The organism is Mycobacterium sp. VKM Ac-1816D, assembly GCF_000416385.1.
GTDB lineage: Bacteria > Actinomycetota > Actinomycetes > Mycobacteriales > Mycobacteriaceae > Mycobacterium > Mycobacterium neoaurum_A.
Genome location: NZ_AOHQ01000136.1, coordinates 17055 through 43869, shown reverse-complemented (window position 1 = coordinate 43869; position 26815 = coordinate 17055). Strand labels below are relative to the sequence as shown.

Annotated in this window: 21 protein-coding genes; 9 read left to right on the top strand and 12 right to left on the bottom strand. The window is 63.7% G+C overall.

Going from position 1 to position 26815, the window contains the following annotated elements; translation table 11 throughout:
* Positions 1-45: 45 nt before the first annotated feature.
* Together G154_RS13955 and G154_RS13950 are read left to right on the top strand one after the other, a co-directional pair.
* A complete protein-coding gene (locus G154_RS13955; protein WP_019511042.1) occupies positions 46-1191 on the top strand; it encodes an XdhC/CoxI family protein in 1146 nt (381 codons plus the stop codon).
* A 90-nt stretch (positions 1192-1281) separates the two neighbouring features.
* Positions 1282-1614 (top strand): DUF732 domain-containing protein, encoded by a 333-nt coding sequence (locus G154_RS13950; protein ID WP_019511041.1) that lies wholly within the window; start codon positions 1282-1284, stop codon positions 1612-1614.
* On the opposite strand, the gene G154_RS13945 is transcribed toward G154_RS13950, so the two are convergent.
* Positions 1611-2444: an SDR family oxidoreductase gene (locus tag G154_RS13945; RefSeq protein ID WP_019511040.1), complete on the bottom strand. Its 834-nt coding sequence runs from the start codon at positions 2442-2444 to the stop codon at positions 1611-1613. The genes G154_RS13950 and G154_RS13945 overlap by 4 nt on opposite strands.
* 144 nt (positions 2445-2588) lie before the next feature.
* Here G154_RS13945 and G154_RS26460 point away from each other — a divergent pair, with 144 nt between their 5' ends.
* Together G154_RS26460 and G154_RS13940 are read left to right on the top strand one after the other, a co-directional pair.
* Positions 2589-2753: a hypothetical protein gene (locus G154_RS26460; RefSeq protein ID WP_019511039.1), complete on the top strand. Its 165-nt coding sequence runs from the start codon at positions 2589-2591 to the stop codon at positions 2751-2753.
* Positions 2753-4213 carry a trehalose-6-phosphate synthase gene (locus G154_RS13940; RefSeq protein ID WP_019511038.1) on the top strand — a complete coding sequence of 487 codons (1461 nt, stop codon included), beginning with the start codon at positions 2753-2755 and terminating at the stop codon, positions 4211-4213. Before G154_RS26460 ends, G154_RS13940 begins: the two co-directional genes overlap by 1 nt.
* Here the strand turns inward: G154_RS13940 and G154_RS13935 are convergent.
* The 8 genes from G154_RS13935 to G154_RS13900 form a co-directional block, all read right to left on the bottom strand.
* Positions 4210-4695: a hypothetical protein gene (locus G154_RS13935; RefSeq protein WP_019511037.1), complete on the bottom strand. Its 486-nt coding sequence runs from the start codon at positions 4693-4695 to the stop codon at positions 4210-4212. The two genes, G154_RS13940 and G154_RS13935, sit on opposite strands and share 4 nt — an antisense overlap.
* Positions 4695-5405 carry a hypothetical protein gene (locus G154_RS13930; RefSeq protein WP_019511036.1) on the bottom strand — a complete coding sequence of 237 codons (711 nt, stop codon included), beginning with the start codon at positions 5403-5405 and terminating at the stop codon, positions 4695-4697. The genes G154_RS13935 and G154_RS13930 overlap by 1 nt, the downstream gene beginning before the upstream one ends.
* Complete coding sequence (locus G154_RS13925) at positions 5406-7169, bottom strand: MCE family protein (RefSeq protein ID WP_019511035.1); 1764 nt, start codon at positions 7167-7169, stop codon at positions 5406-5408.
* Complete coding sequence (locus G154_RS13920) at positions 7169-8323, bottom strand: MCE family protein (RefSeq protein WP_023986305.1); 1155 nt, start codon at positions 8321-8323, stop codon at positions 7169-7171. The genes G154_RS13925 and G154_RS13920 overlap by 1 nt, the downstream gene beginning before the upstream one ends.
* Positions 8324-8328: 5 nt before the next feature.
* Positions 8329-9714 carry an MCE family protein gene (locus tag G154_RS13915; RefSeq protein WP_019511033.1) on the bottom strand — a complete coding sequence of 462 codons (1386 nt, stop codon included), beginning with the start codon at positions 9712-9714 and terminating at the stop codon, positions 8329-8331.
* Entirely contained in the window at positions 9711-10769 is a 1059-nt protein-coding gene (locus G154_RS13910; protein WP_019511032.1) for an MCE family protein, read from the bottom strand. The genes G154_RS13915 and G154_RS13910 overlap by 4 nt, the downstream gene beginning before the upstream one ends.
* Complete coding sequence (locus G154_RS13905; protein ID WP_019511031.1) at positions 10762-11799, bottom strand: MCE family protein; 1038 nt, start codon at positions 11797-11799, stop codon at positions 10762-10764. Before G154_RS13905 ends, G154_RS13910 begins: the two co-directional genes overlap by 8 nt.
* Positions 11800-11863: 64 nt before the next feature.
* The gene (locus G154_RS13900) at positions 11864-13066 is read right to left on the bottom strand and encodes an MCE family protein (protein WP_019511030.1); all 1203 of its coding nucleotides are present in this window, start codon (positions 13064-13066) and stop codon (positions 11864-11866) included.
* Between the two features lie 713 nt (positions 13067-13779).
* Here G154_RS13900 and car point away from each other — a divergent pair.
* Positions 13780-17205 (top strand): carboxylic acid reductase, encoded by a 3426-nt coding sequence (gene car / locus G154_RS13895; RefSeq protein ID WP_045546403.1) that lies wholly within the window; start codon positions 13780-13782, stop codon positions 17203-17205.
* Here the strand turns inward: car and G154_RS13890 are convergent, their stop codons facing one another.
* Complete coding sequence (locus G154_RS13890; RefSeq protein WP_023986306.1) at positions 17206-18390, bottom strand: cytochrome P450; 1185 nt, start codon at positions 18388-18390, stop codon at positions 17206-17208.
* A gap of 425 nt (positions 18391-18815) precedes the next feature.
* Between G154_RS13890 and G154_RS13885 the strand changes: the two genes are divergently transcribed.
* Positions 18816-20153 carry a cytochrome P450 gene (locus G154_RS13885; RefSeq protein ID WP_031601698.1) on the top strand — a complete coding sequence of 446 codons (1338 nt, stop codon included), beginning with the start codon at positions 18816-18818 and terminating at the stop codon, positions 20151-20153.
* On the opposite strand, the gene G154_RS13880 is transcribed toward G154_RS13885, so the two are convergent.
* Complete coding sequence (locus G154_RS13880) at positions 20134-20658, bottom strand: nitroreductase/quinone reductase family protein (RefSeq protein WP_045546364.1); 525 nt, start codon at positions 20656-20658, stop codon at positions 20134-20136. The two genes, G154_RS13885 and G154_RS13880, sit on opposite strands and share 20 nt — an antisense overlap.
* 96 nt (positions 20659-20754) lie before the next feature.
* Here G154_RS13880 and G154_RS13875 point away from each other — a divergent pair, with 96 nt between their 5' ends.
* Entirely contained in the window at positions 20755-22134 is a 1380-nt protein-coding gene (locus G154_RS13875; RefSeq protein ID WP_019511025.1) for a wax ester/triacylglycerol synthase family O-acyltransferase, read from the top strand.
* Between the two features lie 41 nt (positions 22135-22175).
* Complete coding sequence (locus G154_RS13870; RefSeq protein ID WP_023986307.1) at positions 22176-24359, top strand: aminotransferase class III-fold pyridoxal phosphate-dependent enzyme; 2184 nt, start codon at positions 22176-22178, stop codon at positions 24357-24359.
* On the opposite strand, the gene G154_RS13865 is transcribed toward G154_RS13870, so the two are convergent.
* Positions 24344-25303, bottom strand: a complete 960-nt coding sequence (locus G154_RS13865) for an SDR family NAD(P)-dependent oxidoreductase (protein WP_031601700.1) — start codon at positions 25301-25303, stop codon at positions 24344-24346. The two genes, G154_RS13870 and G154_RS13865, sit on opposite strands and share 16 nt — an antisense overlap.
* Before the next feature lie 41 nt (positions 25304-25344).
* Here G154_RS13865 and G154_RS13860 point away from each other — a divergent pair, with 41 nt between their 5' ends.
* Positions 25345-26799: an NAD(P)/FAD-dependent oxidoreductase gene (locus G154_RS13860; protein WP_019511022.1), complete on the top strand. Its 1455-nt coding sequence runs from the start codon at positions 25345-25347 to the stop codon at positions 26797-26799.
* The last annotated feature ends 16 nt before the right edge of the window (positions 26800-26815 follow it).

Sequence of the window (26815 nt, the reverse complement as noted above, 5' to 3'; positions counted from 1 at the left end):
CACTTCGCCGCGCGACGGCACCGCGTGCACACTTAGACTTCGCTGGTGCGCGAGATCCTCGGCGACGTACTGACAACCTGGCATTCCGGTGGCACCGCCGGCCTCGCCACGGTCGTGCGCACCTTCCGCTCCGCCCCACGCGCGCCCGGCGCGGCCCTGGCCGTGGCACCCGACGGTAGCGTTGCCGGGTCGGTATCCGGCGGTTGTGTCGAAGGCGCGGTGTACGAGCTTGCCGCCGAGGTCGTCGCGACCGGATCGCCGCAACTACAGCGCTACGGGATCAGCGATGACGACGCCTTCGCCGTCGGACTCACCTGCGGCGGCATCATCGATGTGTTCGTCGAACCCGTGTCACGACAGACATTTCCCGAACTGCCGGCGTTGGCCGACGCGGTCGACCACGACCGGCCGGTGGCGGTCGCCACCGTGATCGCCCACCCCGATGCTCGTCGCATCGGACGCCGGATGGTCATCGACTCCGAGCGCCGCGATGGCTCGCTGGGGTCGGCGCGCGCAGATGACGCCGTGACCGACGATGCACGCGGCCTGCTGCTGGCGGGACAGACCGGTGTGCTGTCCTACGGCCCCGACGGAGAGCGCATCGACGAGACGGCCGACCGGGGCATGGAGGTGTTCGTCGCCAGTTACGCTCCGGCGCCGCGCATGGTGATCTTCGGCGCCATCGACTTCGCCGCAGCGCTGACTCGGCAGGCCGGGCTGCTGGGATATCGGGTGACGGTATGCGACGCCCGCCCGGTGTTCGCGACCGCTGCCCGATTCCCGACCGCCGACGAGGTGGTCGTCGACTGGCCCGACCGTTACCTGCGCGCTCAGCAGGATCTCGGCGCCATCGACAACAGAACCGCGATCTGCGTGCTGACCCACGACCCGAAATTCGATGTGCCCGCCCTTGCGGTGGCGCTGCGGCTCCCCCAGGTCGGGTATGTCGGGGCGATGGGCTCCCGGCGCACCCATCTGGACCGATTGGCCCGACTCTCCGAGGCGGGGCTCGGCGGCGACGAGCTGGCCCGGCTGTCCAGCCCCATCGGACTGGACCTCGGCGCGCGGACGCCGGAGGAGACCGCGGTGTCGATCGTCGCCGAGATCATCGCCAGCCGATGGGGTGGCGGCGGACGCCCCCTCGCCGCGCTCGACGGTCGCATCCACCGTGATCGGGAAGCCCGCACCTGAGTCGGTGTTCGGTAACGTCGGGTCCGACCCCGCCGATAGTCCTCACAGCGTCTGCCGATGCATCTCGCTCGGTGCTGGGACAGGAGAACAATGATCACGCGCATGCTGGCCGCCGCTTTCCTGGCCGGCGCTGTCATCGGCCCGGCTGCCGGACTCGGTGCCGCCGCGCCCGCCGCCGCCGAGGAAATCACCCAGGAGCAGTTCCTGGCGGCGATCGCCCAGCAGGGCGTGCAGGTCGGCAGCGATGAGGACGCCGTCCGGATCGCCCAGCGGATGTGCGAGATCGCCGGCGACGGCAGCGGCACGAAACTGCAGAAGGCCGTCTACTACGTCCGTGATCACACCGAGCTGAGCAAGGACGCCGTCACGACCTTCGCCGGTATCGCCGCCAGGGTGTACTGCCCCGACGTCCTGCCCAGCTAGTCGGTCACCACACCGCGCAGACCATCCGCGCCGAACAGCGGCTCGAGCATCCCGGACAGATCGGGCCCGCGGCGCAGGCCGTGCCCACCGTCGACGTTGATCACCTGGCCGGTGATGAAGCTCGCGGCGTCGCTGAGCAGGAACACCGCCAGATTCGCGACATCCTCGACCTCCCCGACCCGCGGCAGCGGCGTGCAGGCGGCGTAATCGGCGCTCAGCGCGGGCGTATCGAGGATCGGCGCCACCATGTCGGTACGGGTCAATCCGGGCCGGATTCCGTTGACACGCACCGAGGACGGGCCCAGCTCGTCGGCGGCGACCATCATCAGATGATCAAGCGCGGCCTTGCTTGGTCCGTAGGCGCCGAACCAGCGGTGGGTGTTGCTCGAGGCGATCGAGGAGATTCCGACGAACGATCCGCCGCCGCCGCGGACCAGCTCGCGAGCGGAGTGCTTGAGCACATACATGGTCCCGTTGATGTTCAGGTCGACCGTGTTGCGCCAGGCCGCGGAGTCGATCTGGGTCAGCGGGCCGATCGTTTCCGAGCCGCCTGCGCTGTGCACGACGCCATCGAGCTGCCCGTGCCAGGCGGTCGCCGCGTCGACGAGGCGGGCAGCCTCGTCCTCGTCGGTGATATCGGCGGGCTGGTAGTTCACCTGACCGGCGCCGGCGCCGGCGATCTCCGCCGCGGCGGCCTCCAGCTTGTCGGCGTTGCGGCCGGCGAGCACGACATTGCCGCCTGCGCCGACGATGGCGGCCGCCACCCCCTTGCCGATACCGCTGCCACCACCGGTGACCAGGTAGGTGCGCTCGGCCAGCGACAACAGCATGGACAACCTCCGCGAAAGAGAAGACCGACTAACTAGAACAGGTTCCAGTTATACGGCACCGCTGACCTCGGCGCGGAGGTTTCCGCCGACAACGGATTCCTCCCTGACAATCCCCGGCCGACGCCGGTCGCCTAGCATTGGAGGATGCCTGCAAAAACAGATGCCGCCGATATCGGCGAGGTCGAGCCCGTCGCCGACGATACGGCCAGCCAGGCGCGCCGCGTCGTCGCCGCCTATGCCGTCGACGCCGAGGAGTGCCGGATGTTCCTGGCGATGCTGGGTATCGGACCCGCGAAGTCCGAGGCCTAGTGGCACCGGGAGTCGATTCCGCCGACTCCATCCCGGAATCCGGGCACGCCGACTTCGTAGTCGTCGCCAACCGGCTGCCGATCGACCAGGTCCGTCTTCCCGACGGCACCACCACCTGGAAGCGCAGCCCGGGCGGCCTGGTGACCGCGCTGGAGCCGATACTGCGCAAGCAGAGCGGTGCATGGATCGGTTGGGCGGGCGTTCCGGACGGTGACGAAGAGCCCATCGTCCAAGAGGACCTCAAGCTCTACCCCGTGCGGTTGTCCGCCGAGGACGTGGCGCTGTACTACGAGGGCTTTTCCAACGCCACCCTCTGGCCGCTGTACCACGATGTCATCGTCAAACCGCAGTACCACCGGCACTGGTGGGACCGCTACGTGGAGGTGAACCGGCGCTTCGCCGAGGCCACGGCGCGCGCCGCTGCGCCCGGGGCGACCGTCTGGATCCAGGACTACCAGCTGCAGCTGGTCCCCAAGATGTTGCGGATGCTGCGCCCCGATCTCACCATCGGCTTCTTCCTGCACATCCCGTTCCCGCCGGTGGAACTGTTCATGCAGATGCCCTGGCGCACCGAGATCATCGAGGGGCTCCTGGGCGCCGACCTGGTCGGTTTCCACCTCGCCGGCGGCGCGCAGAACTTCCTGATCCTGGCTCGTCGCCTGCTGGGCGCCAACACCTCACGCGCCACGATCGGTGTGCGCTCCCGCTTCGGTGAGGTGCAGATCGGCTTCCGCACCGTCAAGGTGGGCGCATTCCCCATCTCCATCGACTCGGCCGAACTCGATCGAAAGGCGCGCGCCCGCGGCATCCGTCAACGCGCCCGCGAGATCCGGGCCGAGCTGGGCAACCCGCGCAAGCTGCTGCTCGGCGTCGACCGACTGGACTACACCAAGGGCATCGATGTCCGGTTGAAGGCCTTCTCCGAGTTGCTGGCCGAAGATCGCGCCGACCGCTCCGACACGGTGTTGGTCCAACTCGCCACGCCCAGCCGTGAGCGGGTGGAGAGCTATATCGAGATGCGCGAGGGTATCGAGCGACAGGTCGGGCACATCAACGGTGAGTACGGCGAGGTCGGTCACCCGGTGGTGCACTATCTGCACCGGCCGGTCCCCCGCGATGACCTGATCGCCTTCTTCGTCGCCGCCGATGTCATGCTCGTCACCCCGTTGCGCGATGGGATGAACCTGGTGGCCAAGGAGTACGTCGCCTGCCGCAGTGACCTCGGCGGCGCCCTCGTGCTCTCCGAATTCACCGGCGCCGCTGCGGAGTTGCGCCAGGCCTACCTGTGCAACCCGCACCACACCGATGGTGTGCGCGATGCCATCGAGCAGGCGCTGAACCAGCCTCCCGAGGAGGGCAGGCGCCGGATGCGGGCGTTGCGCCGGCAGGTCCTCGCCCACGATGTCGACCGCTGGGCGCGGTCGTTCCTGGATGCCCTTGCCGGGACCGGCCCGGACTAGATCGGCGTGATGTAACTGATCAGCCAGCGCCCGTCGACCTTCTGGTAGTCGACCTTCAGCCGGCTGCCGTCGTACACCGACTCCTTGGACTTGTCGGTGACGGTGCGGTTCATGAACACCAGCACCGATGCCGAATCCCGTTGCGCGCTCAGCATTCCGGCACCGACGGCATGCGCCTGGCTGACCACCTGACGCTCCCTGGCCTGCGGGATGATGTCCTTGGCGGCGCGGTCCTCGAACTCACGCCGGTAGTCCGGGGTCAGCAGCGTGGCCGCCTCGGACAGGCTGCGCTCCACCGTCTGGAAGTCATAGCCGAACACCCGCGGGATCTGCTGGATGGCCAGGGCGGGCAACTCCGCCTCGGCGGCCTGCGCCGCGCGGGTCTGCACCCTGTCCCAGTACAAGCCGCCCGCGACGGCGGCCAGCGCGACCAGGCCGAGGGCGAACAACACCGACACCGCCTGGATGAGTCTGGTGCGCATCAGTTGCCGCCTTCGGGGTACTTCAGGTCATATCCGGTCATGTGGCCGTTACCGTCCTCGTGCACGATCACCCGCATCCGGTACGGCTGCGACGGCGTGTCGACCCCGTCTATATCGGTGACCGTCACCCGGACCGACACCAGAACCGATGCATTACCGCCGATCTCGTCGACCTTTTCCAGCGCCGCACCGCTGATGACGGCCTCGGAGCTGGCATTGGTGTCGCGGAAGATGGCCTTCAGATTGTCGACGTTGTTGTCCTGGCTCATCATGTCGCGCAACGGCCCGCTGGTGCCATCGACGAAGCGGTTGACGCTCTCGTCGATGCTGTTCTGGTCGTAGCTGAACATGTTCATCACCGTCTGTGACGCGGTGTCGACAAAACGCTGATCGCGGGCCTGACTCTCAGCAGCCTCCCGTCGCTGCACGGTCAACACCACCACAGCGGTCACCAACACTGCCGCGGCGACCAGGGCCGCCACCGCCGACACCAGGGATACCAGCGCCCGGTGCGGCCGGCGCGGTGGCAGGGCCGCCGCACGCACCGGTGCGGGCACCGTCACCGCGGGCGGCGGCGCCGGCAAGATCGTGGCTGCCTCGGTAGCATCAGCGCCCGCCGGACCGGCGGCCCGGGACGCGCGTCGACGGGCTACCTTGCGGGTCTGCTCGCCATCGGTGTCGGTGTTGTCCGTCGTTTCTTCGTCGACCATCTACAGCTGTCCTGGCGCCATCATCAGATCCACCCAATTCTCCGCGGGGGTGAACTTGTCACTCCCGGATGCGAACACTCCGGTGCCGCCGTTCGTGGGGTCGGCGAACACTCCCGTCTTCGGATCGTAGGTGGTCGTCAACGACGCGCTGGCCACGGGCTGTTCGGCGGGCAATGGTCCCGGCATCGGAGGTGCAGGAGCCGGCGGTACCAGCGCCTCGGGCGGTGGCGCCAAAGCCGGCGCCTCCGATCCCGGCGGTCGGTAGATCGGCGTACCCGGTGGCAGCGGCGGAGCAGGCACCTGGCGACCGTAGGGCGGCAGCACCTGATCCGGCGGCGCATAGAACGGCCACGGCGGCGCCGGCGGATTGTTGTTGGGCGGCACCGGATTCGGGAACGGCGCGTTGGGCGCGGGCCCCGGTCCCGGCAGCACGCCAGGGGGCAACTGCACCGCGGGCGGACCCGGGTCGTAATCGGCCTCCGGCGGGATGTTCGGGAACTTGTTCGGCGGCGTGATATTGCGTGGGTCCGTAACAGGGGTGCCGTAGGGCACCGGCGGGCCACGCCACGGATTGCTGCCAATCGGGACATAACCGACCGGATCGCGGCACAGTTGCACCGTGGGTGCCCGCTTGCCGGGGAATTCCTGGCATGGGTAGTTGCGCGCGCCCCGCACGACCGCAGGGTCGTTCTGGGCCGTTTTGCAGTACATGTCGGTGGGAAGCTCACGCAGCGTGGTATCCGCGGGCGACCGGATTTCAGTCGCCGGTAGGAAGCCGACCGAACACGGCGGCGAGTCACCCAGGTTGATCTTGAAGTCCAGCTTGCCGCCCTCGTCGGCAGGCAGACCGGTGCCAACGGTGTTCAGCGCGGCGAGCAGGGCCGGGAAGATCACCAACGCCTGCTCGATCGACTTGTGGTAAATCACGCCGATGCGACCGACGTTGGCGAGATTCGCGGCCAGCACCGGGAATGTCGGTCGGATCCCCTCGAACGTGACGTTGGCCTCGGCGGCGGCACCCGGCACGGTCTGCAACACCGAGCGCAGCTGCGGATCGGCGTTGGCGACCTCACCGGTCAACCGTGCCAGTCCGTCAGCGGTGGCACGGATGCTGTCCCCGGATCGAATCTGGGCGTCCAGGAACGGGCCGGCCTCGTCGATCAGCTGGGCGGTCTGCGGATAGGCGGCATTGGCCTCGTCTACCAGATCGCGTCCGGACTGGATGAGCCGGGACAGCTCGGGACCGGATCCGTTGAAGGCCTTGAAGGTCTCCGAGAGCAGATCCTGGATGCGGGCATCGCCGACACTGTTGACCAGATCATCGGCCTGCTTCAGCATTCCGGCGATGTCCTGGCCGATCGCGGTGCGCTCCACCCCGATGGTGGACCCGTTGCGCAGCAGCTCAGAATCGGCCTGCCCGTCCGGTGGAACAAGGTCGATGTACTGCTCACCGACAGCCGACACGCTCTTCACGGTGGCGGTGACATTGGCGGGCACCTCGGTGTCGGTGTTCAACCGCATCTTGGCAGCCACACCGTCATCGGTCAGCCCGACTTCCTCGACACGACCGATGGTGACACCGCGATAAGTCACGTTGGCGTTCTGGTACAGGCCGCCCCCGGCAACGAAATTAGCCGTGACGTTGTAGGTTCCGATTCCCAGCGTGGCAGGCACGTGCAGGTAGAACGCCGAGATGGCGGTGACGGTCAGCACCGTCACGACGGCGAAGATGGACAGTTGCAGGCGGGTCAGACGGGTCAGCATTACGGCGCCCCCTCGTGCTGGGTCGCGGTGCCCGGCGGGATCTTGAACGGATCGGCCGCCTGACCGGAAAGGTTCGCGAGCGCGCCGGTCAGAAAGTCCGGCGGGTTGATCACCTCGTTGAGGTGCTTCATGTTCGGATCGAAGAAGGATGTGGTGAAGATCGACTCGCCGAACCGGCGCACGGTCAGGTCGAAGGTGACGAATGTGTTGAGGTAGTCACCCCGGACCGCGTTGCGCAGGTATTTGTAGTGGAACGGGAACGTCGGAAGGAATTCCAAATCCTTGATGAAGTCATCGGCATTATCGTTGAGCGCCTTGATGACCGGGTACAGATCCTTGAGGTCGGCGGCGAAATCGTCCTTGGTCTCCGAGAGCACCCGCGAGCCCACCTCGGCGAAGCCGCGCAATGCGGAGAATGCGTCGACGATGTTCTGCCGGTTGTTGTTCAGCACCAGCAGCGCGTTGGGCAGCGTGTCCAGCGTGCGGCCCAGATTGTCCTTGCTGCGCGCCAGGATCGAGGCGAACCGGTTCAACCCATCGGCGGCGGCGATGATGTCATCGGTCTGGCGATCCAGGGACGCGGTCAACTCGGCCAACCGGGGCAGCAGACCGGCGAAACTGCCGGACCGGCCGGCGACCGCGGCGTAGGCCTCATCGGTGATGTCCTGCAGCGCACCGAGATTACCCTTGTTGACCACGATCCCGAGGGCGGAGAGCACCTCCTCGGTGGTGGGATAGCGACCGATGGCGCCCAGCGGGATCCTCGATCCCTGCTTGAGCCTGCCCACCGGGTCATCCAGCGGCGGGGCCAACTGCACATGCTGGGACCCCAGAAGGGAGGTCTGCGCGACGGTCGCCGTCGCATTCTCCGGCAGATCCACATCACCGTCCAGAGACAGCTGGACGGCAGCGTAGAAGGTGCCGTCGGGCCTCTGCACCGCCTCGATACCCGAGACGCTGCCGACGGTGACATCGTCGAGCATCACCGGTGAGTTCTGCGGCAGTGTCGCCACATCCGGCAGTTCGGCGGTGATGACATACGAGCCGGCACCGTGGCCGGCGGTTCCCGGCATGTTCAGCGAGTTGAGTCCGCCGAATTGGCAGCCGGCCAACACCAGCGCGGAGGCACCTACCGCGCCGCCGCGCAACAGCATCCGGGTCATCCGCCCGCTCCTTCCACCGGTGCCGGGCCAGGCAGCGGGCCGGTGCCCATCGGCGGCGGCGGCGGGACGGGTCCCGCCGGGGATACCTGTCCTGGCACGGCCGGCGGCGGCAGGATGAGCTGGCTGAGGTTGCCACCCGGCGGGGCAGTCGGCGGGGTCACCCCTGGCGCCGGTTGCCACTGCAGGTAGGGAACCGGCGTCCGAGACTTGGCCTCCGTGGCCGGCGTGTCGTAGATGATCTGACCCTTGTACGCGGTGATGCTGTCGATCGGATGCAGCAGGATAGGCGGATAGTTCATGGTGATGCGCTTGAGCACCGGGCCCATGCGCTGCCGGCAGATCTCGGCGCGCTTGTAATTGTCCGGCGAGGCACCGACATCGAAGGTGCCACCGCAGATGAACTGCACCGGGTTGGCGAAGTTGGGCAGCGACAGCAGACCACCGACGGTGCCCTGTGCGGGGTTGTAGATGTTGTAGAAGTTCGCCAGACCGTTGGGTGTCACGTGCAGGATCTGCTCGATGTCATCGCTGTGATCGGTGAGGATCTGGGTGAACTCGGTAAGGCTGTTCACCGATTTGATCAGCGAAGAGTTGGACTCGCTGAGTAGTCCGCGGACATCGCCGAGTGCGGTGTTGAGCACACCGAGGGTGTTGTCCAGATCGGCGGAACTGTCGGCCAGCACCTGGGACACCGATGCCACGTGGTTGGTGAACTGCACGATCTGCTCGTTGCTGTTGGACAACGCGTTGACCAGCACCTGCAGGTTGCGGATGGTGCCGAACAGGTCGGCGCGTGAGTCACCGAGACGACCCGCGGTCTGGGACAGTTCGCGCAGCGCCTGCCGGAACGATTCGCCGTTACCGTCGAAGGTGTCGGCGGCCTGGTTGACGAAGGTGGTCAGCGGTCCCTGCAGGCCGCCCTCCTTCGGTCCGAGCTGGGTGCTCAGCGCGGTGAGCTGTTCTTTGACCTCGTCCCATTCGACGGGGACGCCGGTGCGATCGAGGCCGATCTCGGCGCCGGCAGCCAAGGTGTCACCGCCGGTGAAGGCCGGGGTGAGTTGGATGAACCTGGCCGAGACCAGGTTCGGCGCGATGATGATCGCCCGCGCATCGGCGGGTACCCGGACGTCGTCCTGCACGGTCATGGTGATCTTGACGTCGTTGGCCCGTGGCTGGATCGAGTCGATGCGGCCCACCGGGACGCCGACGACGCGGACATCGTCGCCCGGATAGAGCCCGACCGCGGTCGGGAAGTAGGCGACGATCCTTTGGCCACCGCGGTTCGGCCACACCAGGTAGACGCCGACGGCGAGCAGCGCGACGAGTGCAACCGCGACGACCCCGCGCAGCCAACTGGATCTTTTCGACTTCGGTTGTGTCATGGCGTCTTCGGCCTAATCAGGGTGCGTTCGGAGATGTATCCGCGCAGCATGTCGGCGAGGCTGTCGGGCAGCTTGCCGGGCTGGAAGTAGCCGTCCAGCAATACCTCCGCCATCGTTGCCGGCGGTAATCCGTAGAGGTTGATGTTGAAGCCCGGGCCGTTGCCGACGACCTCGGCCAGCGCGGTGGCATACGGTGGCAGACGCTTGAGCGCTTCCCCGATGTGTTCCTTGCGCTCAAGCAGGTTGGCCATCACGGCATCCAGCTTCTGCAATACGGGCAGGAACTCCCGCTTGTTGTCGGCAACGAATCCCGAAAGCTGTTGGGACACATCGTCGATACCGGCGATCAGTGTGCTGAGCGCCTGCCTGCGCTCGTCGAGGGCGGCGAAGAGCTGATTACCGTCGGTGATCAGTTGGTTCACCTGACCGGAGCGCTCCGCCAACGTCTGCGAGACGTTCTTGGCGTGCAAGAGCAGCTGCTCCAGCGCGGCATCACGCTTGTTCAGGCTGCGACTCAGGTCGGCGACCCCGTCCAGGGCGCCGCGCAGCTGCGGGGTGGCATCGCGCAGCGTGTCGGTGAGGGTCTGCAGGGCCTGCTCGAACCGCGGCTTGTCGAGTGCACTGACGTTGCCACCGAGATCCTGCAACGCTGTGTTGAGGGTGTACGGCGTGGTGGTGCGGTTGACCGGGATGACGGTGGAGTCCCCACTGCCACCCGGAGTGACCGATAGCGACTTCTGACCGAGCACCGTATCGGTCTTGATGGCCACCAACGTCTGGTTGCCGACCTTGATCTTGCGATCGACTGTGAATCCGACCTTGGCCTGATCACCGGCCAGGGACACCGAGTTCACCTTGCCCACGTTGATCCCCGAGATGTTCACATCGTTGCCGGGTGTGATACCGCCGGCATCGGTGAAGTAGGCCTCGTAGGTGCGCCCTTGCGGATACCAAGGCAATCCGGTGTAGCCGAAGGACACCAGCACCAGGCAGGACACCACGAAAATACCGAGGATGCCGGTGCGCAGCGGGTTGCTGCGATCTGGGCTAGCCATTCTCCGAACACCTCCCCTTCGACGGGTCCGGCGGGCCGCCGAACGGGATCAGGATGTCGCTCCCGGCGGGCCCATTGATTTTCATCCGGATCGAGCAGTAGTAGATGTTGAAGAACGCCCCGTACGCGCCGAGAGCATTCAGGCGCAGATAGTTCTCGGCCAGTGGTTCGATGACCTTGTTGATATCGGCCTTGCGCTCGTCCATCCGCTGCATCAGCGGCCGGGCGTTTTCGATGACACCCTGCAACGGCCGCCGCGATGCCTGCAACATCTCGGTCAGATCGTTCTCGGCGCTGGCCAGCGGCCCGATCGCACCGGCAATGGGGTCACGGTTCTCGGCGAGACCGGTAATGAGCTTCTGCAGTTCGTCGACGCTGGCGTTGAACTGATCGCCCTTCTCGTCGATGGTGCCCAGCACGGTGTTGAGGTTGGTGATGACATCGCCGATCAGTTGGTCGCGGGCGGCCAGGTTCTGGCTGAACGAGCTGGTGCTGGCCAACATGTTCTGGATGGCCCCGCCCTGGCCCTGCAACAGTTCGATGACAGCGTTGCTGACCTCGTTGACCTTGTTGCCGTCCAGACCCTTGAGCACCGGGCGCAGTCCGCCGAGCAGTGCGTCGAGATCCAGCGCAGGCTGGGTATTTGCCGTCGACAGGGTCGAACCCGCCGGTAGCTTCTGCAGTTCCCCTGGGCCGGAGGTGATCTCCATATAGCGATCGCCGACGAGATTCTCGTAGCGCACGACCGCGCGGGTCGAGGTGTAGAGCTGATAGCGCTTGTCGACATCGAACGCGACATCGACGGTGTTGTCCGGATTCAGCGTGACGGCACTGACCGAGCCGACGGGCACCCCGGCGATCCGGACGTCCTGACCGGTCTTGAGTCGCGAGGCCTCGGTGAATGTTGCGTGGTACTGGTTGCTCGAGGCGAACCGGAACTGCCCGAACACGACGATCAGCCCGGCAGCCACCAGCACCATGGCCATGGTGAAGACCGCGACATTGATGAGGGTTCTGCGCTCGCTGTTCATCAGAACCCCATGTTCTTGGCAGTCAACTCTTCGCGCAGGCGCTCATCGCAGCGCAACCTGTTCATCAGAAATCATCCCGTTCCGCGAAGGCACCGTTGAACAGGAACTGCAGCGTGGACGGCGCGTTGAACTGCACTTCGGTGTTGGGCTGATACGGCACGTAAGCGTTATCTGTCACCAAGAACTGGGTGTGATACCAGGACCCGCCGAGCTGCTTGCCCGGAATATCCGGCAGGCCACGGCAGTTGGGCCCGCCCGAGGCGTTCACGATCGGCAGGCTCTCCGGATATGTATAGGCCGGGGCCCCCGGCAGGAAGTTGGCCGCGACGAACAGACCGGGCCGGATACCGCCGATCACCGGCGCGAAGGTGTCGATCGCCTTCGCGGTGCCCTGCAGGGTGCAACCGATGACCGGTGAGTAGTCGCCGACAACTTTGAGCGGCGCACGCAGCCGCTGAATCGCGGCGATGTAGTCATCGGCCGCGGGTTCCAAGGTGGCGGTGCCGTTCTGGGCCAGGCCGGTGGCGGCCAGCAGCGCGGCATTGAGGCTGTCCTGCTCGTCGACAATCGGCTGCGCCACCCGTGGCGCATTGTCGAAGATACTGGCGAGATCGGGGCCGGCGTCGCCGTAAATCCCCGCGACGACGGCGGTCTTGCGTAGATCGTCCTGCACCGCGGGCAGCTTGGGATTGAGTTGGGCAAGATAGCTGTTCAGCCCGGACATCGCGACACCGAGATCCTCACCGTTACCGCGCAAGCCCTCACCGAGCGCGGTGACGGTGGCGTTCAGATTGACCGGGTCGACCTTGTGCAGTACATCGGTCAGCGTCTGGAACAGCGTGTTGACCTCGAGCTGGACTGCGGAGGCCTGGATGTTGGTCCCGGCCTGCAGGGTGGTTCCGCGCGGATCCTCTGGCGGCAGGAACTCCACCGATTTCGCGCCGAAGACGGTGGTACCGCCGATCTTCACGTCCGCGTTCGACGGGATGAACCGCATCTGGCTGCGGTCGATCGACAACGTGAGCTTGGCCTGATCCCCGGCGTATTCGATACTGGCGACCTTGCCGATCTGGATCCCGCGGTACTTGACCTTGGCATCGCGCTCCATCACCAGGCCCGCCCGCTGCGATGTGACGGTCACGGTATCTGTGGCGGTGAACGCCGCAGTGAAGAACAGATAAGTCAGCGCGACCGCGACCACGACAATGGTGGCCAGGATCGCGGCGGCGATCCGCACATGACTGCGCTTGGCATCACTTTGCGCCATGAACGTCCTCGGGCCTTCCGGAAGCCAGTCGGGGTTTGCGAAGCTTCAAAGTATCCGACGCCATCTGCTTGCTGCGCGAGATGGCAGAAGTGGCCTCACCTAGTTCTCGAATTCCAGGCTCGGAGCCGACCCGCCACAGCGCCTTCGGCAACGAATCCTCGCAATATGACCGTCGAACACGCGGTCGAGGAACGCCAGCGAAGGTCTCAGTAGGCAGTGCCCGCATAACCGTTGACACAAGCCCCCTTCGCGCTCATCCCGACCAGCATCTCCGCGTGAGCATACTAAACTAGAACACGTTCACTTAACAGATTCCAGCACTTGATCGCACAATTCCGCTATCTTGCAGGGAATGGCTGGTCGTGAGAACCATGATGTTGGAACGCGTTCTTACTACTAGGTGACCGGGGGATCACTGGGGGGATCAGTGCGCAACCGCGCAAAGTGTGGCCGACATGGCACCTGGGTCGCATCGGACAGCAAAGCCATCGCCGGCGCCGCTCGACATCGACGCGGTCTGGGAGACCTACTGCGATCGTCGACCCCTGCCGCAACGGGGAGGGCGATCAACGGCCCGGCCCGGATGCCCGTGCGGTGCTCCGTTCGAACCATGGACCTGACTGTCGAAAAGTAGGGCTGAAGGGAAGACCTGCCTCGTGACCGAGAACGACACACGCAAAGTTGCAGACCTCGAGCGGATCACCGCGAAGCTCATGGGATTGCTAGGGTCTGATCCCCAGTTCGCCGCCGCCTTGCCCGACGCCACCATCGCCGAAGCCGTCAAAGCGCCAGGAATGCGACTTGCCGAGATGCTGGCCGTGGTGATGGAGGGGTACGGACCCCGGCCGGCGCTCGGCGAGCGCACCTACCGGCTCACCACCGATGCGGCGGGACGGACCAGCAGAGAATTCTTGTCCGACTTCGCCACCATCACTTACGCAGAGCTATGGCGCCGGGTCGGCGCGCTGGCGAGCGCATGGCGTCACGAGTCCACCGATGTCCGTCCCGGCAGTTTCGTCTGCACGGCCGGTCGGGCCGGTATCGACTACACAGTCGCAGATCTCGCCTGCATCCGGATGGGCGCAGTCGCAGTTCCTTTACCGGCAACTGCAACGGAATCCGAGTTCACGGCGATGCTCGAAGAGGTCCGTCCCGCTGTCGTGTGCTCGGACATGGAGACCGTCGGACGGCTGTCCCGCGCCGTGCTTGCGTGCTCGCACAAACCACGTCAGCTCGTATTGCTCGACTATCAAGCCGAGAACGACGAGCAGCGCCAGGCCTTCGAATCGACGGTCGGCGAGGTGGGCACGATGTTCGACGTCGACACGCTGCAGTCGCTGACGGAGCGAGGCGGCCAGTATCCGGCGATCTCCCCATACGTCGACGCCGAGGACGACAACCCGATGGCAGCGCTGCTGTACACCTCGGGCAGCACAGGAACCCCTAAGGCCGCGATCTGCACGGAACGCATGTGCGCGATGGCGTGGACATCGGCATCCTTGGCACCGGCGATCGGCCTCACCTACATGCCGATGAGTCATTTCTATGGCCGTGGATTCCTCTACACCACTTTGTCTGGCGGTGGCACCAACTACTTCGTCACCGAGAGCGACCTGTCCTCGCTGTTCGACGATCTGGCGCTGATTCGCCCGACGGCACTACCGCTGGTGCCACGAGTGTGCGAGATGATCGCTCACCGGTATCACGGTGAAGTGGTGGCACGTGTGGCCGCAGGCTGCGACCGCGCCGCCGCCGAAGACGAGGCCAAGACACTGGTCCGCGACCAGGTGTTGGGCGGCCGCTACCTGTGGGCCAGTTGCGCCAGTGCGCCCCTATCCCCCGCCATGCACACCCTGATGGAAGAACTGCTCGACGCCCCGTTGGTCATAAGCTACGGCGCCACGGAGATCGTCGGGGTCACCATCGATGGAGTGGTGTCCCGGCCACCGGTGATCGACTACAAACTCGTCGACGTTCCGGCTCTCGGGTACTTCGGCACCGATCAGCCGTACCCTCGCGGTGAACTGCTGGTCAAGACCGTCAATGCGATGGCAGGCTATTACAAGCGACCGGAACTCACCGCGGAGTCCTTCGACGCCGACGGGTATTACCGCACCGGCGACATCATGGCAGAGATCGCGCCGGATCGGCTCAAGTACGTCGATCGTGTCAACAATGTCCTCAAACTTGCGCAGGGCGAGTTCGTTGCGGTCTCACAGTTGGAGGCCACGTTCTGCTCCCATCCGCTGATCGAGCAGATTTTCGTATACGGCAACAGCTCTCAATCATTCGTGCTCGCAATCGTGGTACCCGACGCGACCGAGGCCGCGCGCCATCCGGCGGACATCTCCAGCCAGATCAGGGATGCACTCCACAGCGTCGGCCGCGAAACCGGGCTCAAGTCCTGGGAAGTCCCCCGCCATTTTCTTGTCGAGCATCAGCACTTCACCGCGCACAACGGATTGCTCACCGCGTCCAACAAGCTTGCTCGGCCGAAGCTGATCGCTCGCTACGGGGCGCGCTTGGAACAGCTCTATGCAGAAATCGCCGATGCTGCCGCGAGAAACCTCCGTGACCTCCACAGCGGAAAGACCGAACGTCCTGTCGTGGACACGATCGAGCGCGCTGTCCTGGTAGCCCTGGACCTCCCCGATACCGGCCAGCTCCGACACGCTCGTTTCGTCGATCTCGGCGGTGACTCGATGTCCGCGCTGTCCCTGGCGAACCTGCTCGAGGAAATCTTCGAAGTCGACGTGCCGGTCGCCGACATCATCGATCCAACAATCGAGCTCCACCACCTGGCGGCCAGGATCTCGGCCCGGATCGACACGAGATCGGCTGTGCCGAACGCGAAGTCGGTGCACGGCTCGGAGCACGCACGGATCAGCGCGGCGCAGTTGACACTCGATGCGTTCGCCGCAGGACCAGGACAGGCGCCCGGTGCCGGCGAGGTCGATGCGGTGACACGCCCACCGCGCACCGTTCTGCTAACTGGTGCGACAGGATTCCTCGGACGATTCCAGTGCGTGGAGTTGATGACCATGATGGCGAACGGCACCGGCGGAAAGGTGGTCTGCATCGTGCGCGGACGCTCGCACGATGACGCACGCGACCGCCTTCTTCGTGCTGTTGCGGCCGATTCCGCGTTCATGGAGAAATTCACTCGCTTGGCCGAGAACCACTTGGAGGTCTTGGCAGGCGATCTCGGATTGCCGCGATTCGGAATGCAGAATGGCGACTGGGACCGACTCTGTGACACCGTCGACGCCATCGTGCACGCAGGCGCGCTGGTCAATCACGCCTTGCCCTACCGTGCGCTGTTCGCGCCCAACGTCTTCGGAACCTCCGAAGTTCTCAGACTGGCGGTAACTGGCCGGCTCAAACCCGTCAGCTTCATATCCACCGTTGCCGCCGCGGTAACCCCGACGGGAAGTCTGGTCGACGAGAACTCCGATATCCGCCACGCAAGCCCCTATCGCGATCTCGACAACACCTACGCAAACGGTTATGGCGCAAGCAAGTGGGCCGCGGAGGTACTGTGCCGCGACGCACATCAGCGTTATGGGCTCCCCGTCAACGTCTTTCGCTGCAGCATGCTGCTTCCTCACCGCCTGTTCCCTGGCCACGTCAACAGTCAAGATGTACTGAGCCGACTACTGGCCAGTCTCATCGATACCGGACTGGCGCCCGGATCGTTCTACACCGGCGATTCTCAGCACGCGCATTTCGACGGACTTCCGGTCGATTTCGTTGCCCACGCGACGACTCACATCCACCCGGAGACACGCACCTTTCGCACCTTCAACGTGGTCAACCCGAACCCCGACAACGTCTCCATCGACACGTTCGTGACGTGGCTCGTGGAGGCCGGTTTCCCGATCCGCTACATCGACGATTACGACGAGTGGTTCTGCCGAACACACACAGCACTTCGCGCGCTACCCGACTCAGTCCGGCATCAGACTCTGTTCGATTTGCCCAGCGTCTTCGCACACCCCAGCCCAGCCATTCCCGGGTCTATGTTCCCGGCCGACATGTTCTGCGCCACAGTGCGCGACACCCTCGCGGCGGACGGCGCAATACCGACCGTAGAAGGGGTTCACATCGTGCGCCTCGCAGAGGCTCTGCGGCCGCGCTGATCACCAAGCGACGGGGATATTGGTGAACCCACCGGTCAGGCTACCGTCGCGCATCACCAGCTCCGAGATATCGCCGCCGAGGTGCAGGCTCGGCACACGATCGACGAGCGCCGTGATGACCTCCGTCAACTGCAACCGGGCCAGCGGTGCACCGACGCAGTAACGTGCGCCGTGACCGAACGTCAGATGTCCCGACGTATTACGAGCGATATCGAGGAGATCCGGGTCGTCGAAGACAGTCTGATCGTGATTGGCAGCACCGACGTCGAGAAGAAGAAGGTCCCCGGCAGAGATTGCGGCCGCGCCGATCTCGAAATCCTCCCGCGCGTAGCGTGGAATCTCACCACCGCCTGTTCGCGACGCCCGCAGAGTCTCCTCGACGGCGTTGCCGACGAGATTCGGCTGTCTCACCAGGAGCTCCCACTGATCCCGCCGCGTCAGTAACAACAGCGTGGCGAGACTGAGCTGAATCACGGTGGTCTCGTGGCCACCCAGCAGCAATGCCATCGACTGGGACGCGATCTCATGATCGGTGACCCCGTCGGTAGCACACAACCGAGAGATCACGTCATCTCCAGGTTCTCGGCGTTTTCGACCCACCAACTCTGTGCCGTACATGTAAAGCTGCCCTATACCCCACTGCGAACGGGCATTGTCGCGGGTATTGGTCGCTGCCGCGGTCCACATTCGGAAGTCATCCCGGTCGGCGTGCGGCACGCCGAGGAGCTCGCACAGCACCCGCATGGGCAACGGCAGTGCCATCGCTGCGTAGAAGTCCGCCGAAGATCCTTGGCCGAGCATCTCATCCAGCAGCTCGGCGATGTTCGCGCGCACCCCTACGACAAGTGCCCTCATCTGCTTCGGTGCGAAATGGCGCTGCATCAGTCGCCGCCCCCTCGCGTGGTCGGCATGCTCGGTGTCGAAGTTGCCGATCGGCCCACCGAAGAACGCTGATTCACCGGTGCGCGAGGCATTTTCAGGGTCACGGTGGGCCCGACCGACGCGCTCGTCATCGAAGAGCAAGCGCACCGCCTCGTAGCCGGTGACCAACCAGGCCGAATCACCCACCGCGGTCAGCACCCGGTGGATCGTGCCCCGCGCCTGTAATGCTCGATGCTCTGACGAGGGCGTGAACAGACCCTCCCGCGCAAACGGGAGTCGAGGTGGGTCAGCTGCTGGTGTCATGATTGTCCTAGCTCTTCGGCTACAGCATCTAGTTCGCCCGCACCACCCAGGATAAGCCCTGAAAGCCGGACATGATGCAGGAAAAATGTGGATTGCGCCGAACCGAATGACGCAAGAAGCGATATCTATTTGTCTTCAATGCCAGCACATCTGATCACCAGTAGACAGCCGCAAGAAAATCGCTCCGCCAACCATGACGAAGCCGCGCAGATGCCCACTGGATGGTGTGAGCGATTGACAATTACATCACTTGGCAAAGAACGGTAACACGTTCTAGTATGCATCTACCGGCGCTGCTGATCACATCCTTCGGGGGTGGGCAATGACCAGCATGATGCTGTCCTTGGGGGGATGGACAATTGGTGAGCTTCGATGTTCCTCATTCCGCAGCGGGTGATGATTACGAGTGGCAGCCTCGGCTGCGGATTCCGCGCAAACTATCGGCCATCGCTCCTCGTTTGGGTGACACGATCGGCCTGATGCTGGATCCGACGTTGTATCTCTTCGAGAAGTATCTGCAACACGGTCCGGTCTTCACGATGAAGACGCCATACCTGACATACACGGTCCTCGCAGGCATCGAAGCCGCAAACTTCATGAGCAGCAAGCAAGGACGCGAATGCCTCACCGTGGGGAACTCCTGGCGTTTTGTCGAGGAGGAATTCGGCGGCCACGATTCACTGGTCGCCGTCGACGGTGACCAGCACCGGCAATGGCGCACTCTGTTACAACGCGGTTACTCGCGCGAGGCCGTCAATGGTCGATACGACGACGCCGTCCAACTGATCGATGAGACCGTCGACAAGCATTGGCAATGTGGCGATCTGGTACCCATCCTTTCCGCCATGCAGAAGCTGTCCATCGCGCAGGTCGGGACCTTCGTGGGCGGCGTCCGACCGACCGATGACGAGGTCGACGACATAGCTCTGGTAACCAGAGAGATTCTCAAGATAGCGCCGGTACAGCACATGCCTCGGCTGATGCTTCACCTGCCGCGCTACACGAAGCCCAAGTCTCGGGTTACAGCGGTGGCCAGAACTGCCATCACCCGAGCGCACGACTCGGCTGGATACGGCACCGCGGACGGTTCCATACTGCTGCAGGACATCATGCAATCCCTGCTCGACAACCCCGGATCGACCAACGGCAGGAACACCCTCTTCCACTGCGTCCTACCGTATTTCGCCGGTGTCGAGACCACTTCTGCCACTGCGACGTATGCCTTGTATCTGATCCACAAGCACCCCGAGGTGCTCGCGCGAATACGCGCCGAGGTCGACGACCTGTTCCGTGGCCCTGTACTGACCCAAGACATATTGTTCAGCTCGACGCCTGTACTTCACGGAGCAGTGACAGAAGCGATGCGGTTGTATCCGATCGCATCGTTCTTGATCCGTGTCGCGGCGCGTGATTTCGACTTCGCCGGACACCGGATCAAGCGTGGTGAGCACGTGTTCATCGGCACGACCGTTCCCCACTTCTTGGCTGAATACTATTCGCGCCCTATGGTGTTCGATGTCGATCGCTACCGCGGTTCCGCGGTGCCGCACCGAATGCCGGGAGCCTACTCACCTTTCGGACGTGGCCCCCACATGTGTATAGGTAAGGGACTCGCCGAGACCTTGATGCAGTTGACCCTCGCTCGGATCATCCATCGGCGAGAGTTAGAGCTGACATCACCGTCTTTCCGCTTGTCGAATCGTATGTCCTCGAGTTCGCCATCCGGTCGATTTGCCCTCAAGGTCAATGGTGTTCGCCAATGACCTCAGAATCCAGGCGGAAAACCCTCGGCTGCCGGCCCGATTTACGCTCGATATCGGCGTGGAAGGGCGAAATCTTCACCACGGCGTCCCAAATGCACTGGCGATCTTCGCCAGTCATGAGCACCGCACGGCATTCGGTCTCGGCACCCGTGATGTTCACTCGGCACTCTGGCCGAGCCAACAACCAGGCAGACCACAGCGGATGTGTCGGTCGCGACCAGTTCGTGCCGACGATGTATCGCAAACCGTCTATCTCGTGGTACTGCAGGGGAATCACGGTCTGCTCGCCACGCGCGTTCCGAACCAACAGCGTCAATGCCGGAATCCGGGATACGCCCGTCACTGTCCAGCGTCCCGCTGTGAGCTTGAATAGCACGCGGTCGAGCGCTACCGACGAACGACGGATCGGAGCAGCCAGATCGTGGTGGCCGACCGCGAGCACCATGCGGCGAACCACTCCGACGAGTCCGCCACGTGCCGGAGACGAGTCGGGCGACGAGACCATGCTTCCTCCAGACGTTCTCAACTACACATCATCCGCGATGACACTAACGCGTGGTGCGCAGGCATGCCGTCCCGGTCGAGCAGAGAAGAGACATCCATGGAGCAGCTGACCGGATACGACGCCAGTTTTCTCTACCTGGAAACACCGACACATTTCCATCAGGGTTGCGGTGTCATCATTCTCGACACATCGACCGTGCCCGGCGGCTACACCTTTGAAAGGCTCCGGACATGGCTCTCAGAGCGCATCCAGGAAATACCTACATACACCGAGAAGGCCTTCGACCCTTGGTACAACCTCGGTCATCCGTTCTGGATGAAGGATCGCTCGTTCGACCTCGACCATCACCTCCATCGTGTCAGTATCGCTGCACCCGGGACACAACGTGAACTGGCAGCCGAGTGTTCAAGAATCGCTTCAATCCCCCTCGATCAACACCGCCCGCTTTGGACCATCACAGTGCTCGAGGGTCTTGCCGACGGCAACGTCGCGGTTCTGATCAAGCGCCACAACGCCAGCCTCGACGGTGTCAGAGGTAACTCGCAGCTCGGTCAATTGTGCGGTACTGCGGCCAACCAGTACTCGGTTGTCCGCGACGCCGGAGACGCTGAACCGCTGCGGGTAGCAGTCGACGGTCTGAAGACATTCGTGGGCAAACCGGTGAAGCTGGCTCGGATGCTCTACGAGCTGATACACGCTCGTCGTCATCGGGAGACTCCGGTCCTGCCACCGGGGGTTCCCAGCCCGATGTCGGCGCCGCGGACCTCCTTCAACACCACCCTCACCCCGAACCGGAATCTGGCATGGGTCAGTCTGCCGCTGGCGGACGTCGTCGACGCCAAACGCCTTCTGGGCGTGAAGCTCAACGATGTGATGCTGGCGCTTACTGCCGATGTGGTGCGGCACTACCTGCTGCAGCGTGGCGAATTGCCCGAAGTCCCATTGCAGGCGTTCGTTCCCGCATCGGTCCACGACAAGCCTGGACAGCATGGCAGGAACCGCACCACGGGACTGTTGACCAGTTTGCAGACCCTGACTGTCGATCCGGTGCGCCGGGCGCACGAGATAGCGTCCATCACCGATGCCGCCAAAAGACATGCCGAAGCTCTTGGCCCCGGACGTATTCATGACAGGTTCGACTTCAGTGCCCGCTACTGGGGCCTTCTGTTCAGCGCGTACTCCCGCCTGAGGATGGCAGACCGGCACAGTGTGATGCAGAATCTTGTGTTGTCCAACATCGGTGGCCGTCATACGGACCTGTACTTCGCCGGTGCCCGGATAACTGCTTTCTATCCTTTCGGCGCGCCGTTCGATGGAGGCGCGCTCTTTGTCACCATCGCCTCGCACGAGGATCAGCTCAATGTCGGTCTTATCGCGTGCCCGGAAATCCTGCCCGACTTGGCCGATCTTGCAGCCGGCTTTCCGCGCGCGCTGGCCGAGCTCAAGAGGGCGCTCGAGACCGCTCCGTGCGACTAGAGCCGGTCTCTGCTCCCCGATACGTCCACCGAAGGAGGTCGATCATCTCCGACCGTTACCGCGCCGCTACCGCCGCGACCATTGAGGCGCTCATCGAACTGAACCGCAGCAAACGCCCTAACATCCTGGTTTCGGGATTGGCCATAACGGTAGAGAGCGCGCAGGTCGGTTACCTGATGAGTGAAATATGCCCGGGTGAAGTCGATTATGTCACCTACTATTCGAATTCTCTTGAGGAGGCCTTCTCCGGCGCACTCCGACTAGCTCGACACACCAGCAAGCTCGGGACGACCGAGGATGCACACAGTTGGGTCCTGGTGTACGACCCGACGTCACGACTGCAAAGGTATTTCGATCCGCTCGCTGAAACCGGGGACATCGGGCTCGTCCGCCATGTTCGGTTCGCCAGGTCGGCCGAAGAAGTCGCGGACGCGTTCGGCAGTCGCCGCTGGAGTGCGTTCGCGATTCTTGATCCGGATGAATCCGCCGCGGTGCTGCTCGAAGAGGCCCACCTCCGCAACATGCTTTGTGTGATCGCCGAGAGTCGGTCGCTGCCCGAGCGAGGGACTTTGGCACAGAGGGTCGCCGGCGGCGACATCTACGTCTTCGGGGAGAACCTGGTCGACTTCCAGGTGCCGTTCGGTTGCCTCTCGATGTCGCCGGCAGCCTACGCGGTGTGGAATAACCCATTGGATGCCATGGCGCAGACATCGACGTTCGCTGCGAGTGCGACCGCTTTGTCTCTGGTGCTGAACACCTTACGAACCTGCGGATACGTCACGAGTGAGCATGAGTCAGTGCTGGGTGATATCGAGTCCTCACGGCGGTTGCGCAACGACTACTTTCACCGTCATTCGAATCCCTCTGCAGCCGATCTGATGGAGGCCTTCGGGTTGGACTTCGATTTCGATGCGGCCGAGGGCGCCCAGATCACCCTGCGCGACGGCACCACGCTGCTGGACTGCGCCCTGGGAAATGGCGCCAATCTTCGAGGCCACAACCCTCCGGACTTCGCCGACGCCATCTCGCGGCACGACGAAGCTATCGACTACAACCACAAGCTGGCTGAACTGCTGTCCGTATTGAGCGGTTTCGAGGTTACCGTGCCCGCGGTGAGCGGTGCCACCAGTGTCGAGAATGCGTTGTTTCTCGCCAGAATGGCACGCCCGACCAAACCGCGGATCGTCACGTTCAACGGCAACTTCTCGGGCAAGACGATTCCCACACTGAATGTGAGTCGGCACGGTCCGCAGCGTTCAGCCAGCATCAAAGACGCTTTCGCGCCCTACTATCCGGACGTCATCTTCGTTAATCCGTTCGCGCGGGGTGCGGCGGATGACCTGATCGCGGCCCTGTCTGGTGGCGACGTCGGCCTGGTCTGGTGCGAGTTGGTCCAGGGTATGTCCTGCCGCGCGATTCCCGATGAGCTCCTACAGATCATCGCCTCGCTGAAGCATGACATGGGATACCTGATCGGTATCGACGAAGTCTTGACCGGAGTATGGCGCAGTGCTGACACCTTCCTGTTGGCACAATCGTGGCTACCCGATGTGGTGGACATAGCTTCCATCGCCAAGCCCCTCTCCGACATGATGGTCCCGGTAGCGGCGACTCTGACGACCACCGAGGTGATCTGGAGCTGCCGCCAGACGAATGACGCAGCGGTCGATCAGTTACTCAAGCGATACCGGAACAATCTGTGTGCGCACGTAGCCTGGCATGCATTGCAGAGTGTCAACACCGAAGCTGCGCGAGAACATCGGCGACTCGCCGAAGGACAGCTGCGCGAAGGGCTGGTCCGACTCGCCGATCGCTCTCCCTTGTACGAATCGGTACAAGGACACGGCATGCACGTTCGGTTGATTGCCAACTCGAGGCTCTTCCCCTTCCGAGAGAACAGTCTGATGGGGGAACTTCTCGGACAGGCTTTCGAGGACCTGATCCTTCGTCGGTGCCGAGTCATCCTGGGCCGCGGACGATTCTTCCCGCCGCTGTTTCCCCCACCGGATACCATTGCGCAGGCCGTCTCCCGCCTGGAATACGGGCTTGAGGGAGTAACGGCTTTCACCGTCTACGTCAACCTGCTCCGGAACGTCGCCGGTTTAGCGTCGTTCGCGGTACGGCGGTGGGTTCGGCGGCTGCGCCCACAATCCGATGGTGGTCAGACGATAGACGGACGTGATCGATGCTCCGGCGAGTTCCCTCATGGTCACTCGCCGAGATGATCGTCACGGCTGTCCCACCACCACTCGGCTGTGGAGGTCTCGGTCACGCCGGCGACGGCATTGATGGCGTCGAAGAGATCCTCGGCGGCACGATCGTCCAGTGCGATCGACGGCGCAGGGCTGAACCCGTCCACCTTCGCGTAGGACATCCCCACCGGCAGCGCACCGCGCGCCAGCATGTCGCACAGCCAGTCGGCCGACCGTTGCGGCGTGCTGAATCCGTCGACTCCGGTGAGCAGCGGAAAGAGCTTCCGCACCACCCATCTGGAGATTCGCGGCATGTTGCGGGCGATTTCTGTGCCGGCCATGATCCCAGGATCGTAGGAAAGGATCGCAGTACGTTCCGGCATACGAGCGGTGTACGCCCGGCACAACCGAACCGTCGCACGCTTGCTGACCGCGTAGGCCTGTGGCCCCGGCAACGCCCCTGCCTCGAACATGGTTTCGGCAGAAGGTTCCACTGTGGCAGGCAGTCCGGTCCACCAACGCCGGCGACTGTTCGCACCCGATCCGACGAAGACCAGATTCAGCGCGGTGTGCTGACCGACATGAGGAGACAACAGCGCCACCAGGAGGTGCGGACCGATGAGGTTCGTCACGAGCGTGGCATCGAGTCCTTCTGCGGTTCGACCGGAGACGGCCCCAGGATGGACCGCGGCGTTGAGCACCACGGCGCCCAGCGGCGCGATCTCCTCGGAACGCAACCAACTGCACAACCGAGTGGCGGCGGTCCTGACACCGCTCAAGGTGGCGAAATCACAAACCAGATAGCGGGCCTTTTCATCACCAAGGCGGGCCCGCAGATCCTCTCGGCGTGTTTCGTTGCGGCACAGAAAGATCGGTTGGAAGCGAGAGTCGCATGTGATGCGTTCGGCCATCGCCAATCCCAAACCCGATGTCGGCCCCGTCAGAACGAGGCTCCGCCGGCAAACGTTGTTGTGCACCTCAGCAGAGTACGACTCCACATCGACCAGCGGGAGAACAGATGAACAATGGTGTCCATGAGCACGTCGATGTCGTAGTCATCGGCGCAGGAATCGCCGGGATCAGCGCCGCCTGGCATATCCGAAGGCACTGTCCTGATCTCAGTGTCGCAGTCCTGGAGGGCCGTTCGGAGCTGGGTGGCACGTGGAGCCTGTTTCGCTACCCCGGAGTGCGCTGCGATTCCGATATGTACACCCTGGGATTCACGTTCGCGCCATGGACCGAGCAGGATGCCATCGTGGGCGGCGATGTCATCCTGGCGTACCTGAAACGAGTCGTCGACCAGGAAAAACTGACTCCATTCATCCGACTGGGACATCAGGTACACGCCGCGCGCTGGTCGAGTCGACAGAAGCGATGGTCGATTCAGGTCACCGGCTCCAGCGGGAATCGGGAGATGACATGCTCATTTCTGTTGGCGTGCACGGGTTACTACCGATACGACGGGGGCTACCTTCCCGACTTCCCAGGTATCGACGACTTCGAAGGCGTAGTCGTACACCCTCAACAGTGGCCGCAGGAACTGTCGGTCGAAGACCGACGCGTGGCGGTGATCGGCAGCGGCGCAACAGCGATGACGCTGGCTCCGACCTTGGCAACCAAAGCAGCCCACGTCACCATGGTGCAACGGTCGCCGACTTACGTAGTCAGTCGTCCCCGTCGCGATCGGGTCGCAAATCTGCTGCTGCGTAATCTTCCACGCCCCGCCGCGTACTCCCTCATCCGAGCCAAGAACATATCCATGATGATGCTCTCGCTGTACATGGCCAGGAAGGTTCCGGCACGTATGGGCGAGGCCATCATCGATCGAGCAAAGCGAGAACTCCCGGCCGGCTATGACGCCGAGACGCACTTCCGACCCAGGTACAAAATCTGGGACAACCGGCTCTGCCTGATCCTGGACGGGGATCTGTTCACATCAATCCGGCGGGGCGAGCTTTCGATGGCAACCGGGCAGGTGGAGCGCTTCGACAAAGACGGACTGATGCTTGGTAACGGCGAACATGTGCCCGCCGATGTCGTGGTGATGGCGACCGGATTCCACATGCGATTGTTCGGCGGCATAGATCTATACGTCGACGATGAGCAGATCAATCTTGCCGATACGGTGTGTTACAAGGGAATGATGCTGCATGGCGTGCCGAATTTCGCCTTCACAGTCGGCTATCAGGCCGCTACTTACACACTGAAGGCCGATATCGTCTCGCGGTACGTCAGCCGGCTGCTCAACTACATGAGGGATCACCATATACACTGCGTCACACCGAATCTCGATGACGAGTCCGTACATCTGGTACCGTTCACCGAATACCGACCGGGATATGTCGAGCGCGTGCTCGACTCTCTTCCGCGCCAGGGTTCCAAGCCCCCGTGGCGATTGAGCATGAATTACTATCGTGATTCGTGGATGTCGCGGGTCCAGCCCATCGCTGACGATCACTTGACGATGTCATGACCGACGGATTCCAGTA

Coding starts and splice junctions, on each gene's coding strand:
- G154_RS13935 (WP_019511037.1), bottom strand. CDS start 4,695: ATGCGCACCAGACTCATCCAGGCGGTGTCGGTGTTGTTCGCCCTCGGC.
- G154_RS13950 (WP_019511041.1), top strand. CDS start 1,282: ATGATCACGCGCATGCTGGCCGCCGCTTTCCTGGCCGGCGCTGTCATC.
- G154_RS13945 (WP_019511040.1), bottom strand. CDS start 2,444: ATGCTGTTGTCGCTGGCCGAGCGCACCTACCTGGTCACCGGTGGTGGC.
- G154_RS13860 (WP_019511022.1), top strand. CDS start 25,345: ATGAACAATGGTGTCCATGAGCACGTCGATGTCGTAGTCATCGGCGCA.
- car (WP_045546403.1), top strand. CDS start 13,780: ATGGGATTGCTAGGGTCTGATCCCCAGTTCGCCGCCGCCTTGCCCGAC.
- G154_RS13890 (WP_023986306.1), bottom strand. CDS start 18,390: ATGACACCAGCAGCTGACCCACCTCGACTCCCGTTTGCGCGGGAGGGT.
- G154_RS13910 (WP_019511032.1), bottom strand. CDS start 10,769: ATGGCTAGCCCAGATCGCAGCAACCCGCTGCGCACCGGCATCCTCGGT.
- G154_RS13925 (WP_019511035.1), bottom strand. CDS start 7,169: ATGCTGACCCGTCTGACCCGCCTGCAACTGTCCATCTTCGCCGTCGTG.
- G154_RS26460 (WP_019511039.1), top strand. CDS start 2,589: ATGCCTGCAAAAACAGATGCCGCCGATATCGGCGAGGTCGAGCCCGTC.
- G154_RS13920 (WP_023986305.1), bottom strand. CDS start 8,323: ATGCTGTTGCGCGGCGGCGCGGTAGGTGCCTCCGCGCTGGTGTTGGCC.
- G154_RS13905 (WP_019511031.1), bottom strand. CDS start 11,799: ATGAACAGCGAGCGCAGAACCCTCATCAATGTCGCGGTCTTCACCATG.
- G154_RS13915 (WP_019511033.1), bottom strand. CDS start 9,714: ATGACACAACCGAAGTCGAAAAGATCCAGTTGGCTGCGCGGGGTCGTC.
- G154_RS13875 (WP_019511025.1), top strand. CDS start 20,755: ATGGAGCAGCTGACCGGATACGACGCCAGTTTTCTCTACCTGGAAACA.
- G154_RS13930 (WP_019511036.1), bottom strand. CDS start 5,405: ATGGTCGACGAAGAAACGACGGACAACACCGACACCGATGGCGAGCAG.
- G154_RS13880 (WP_045546364.1), bottom strand. CDS start 20,658: ATGGTCTCGTCGCCCGACTCGTCTCCGGCACGTGGCGGACTCGTCGGA.
- G154_RS13900 (WP_019511030.1), bottom strand. CDS start 13,066: ATGGCGCAAAGTGATGCCAAGCGCAGTCATGTGCGGATCGCCGCCGCG.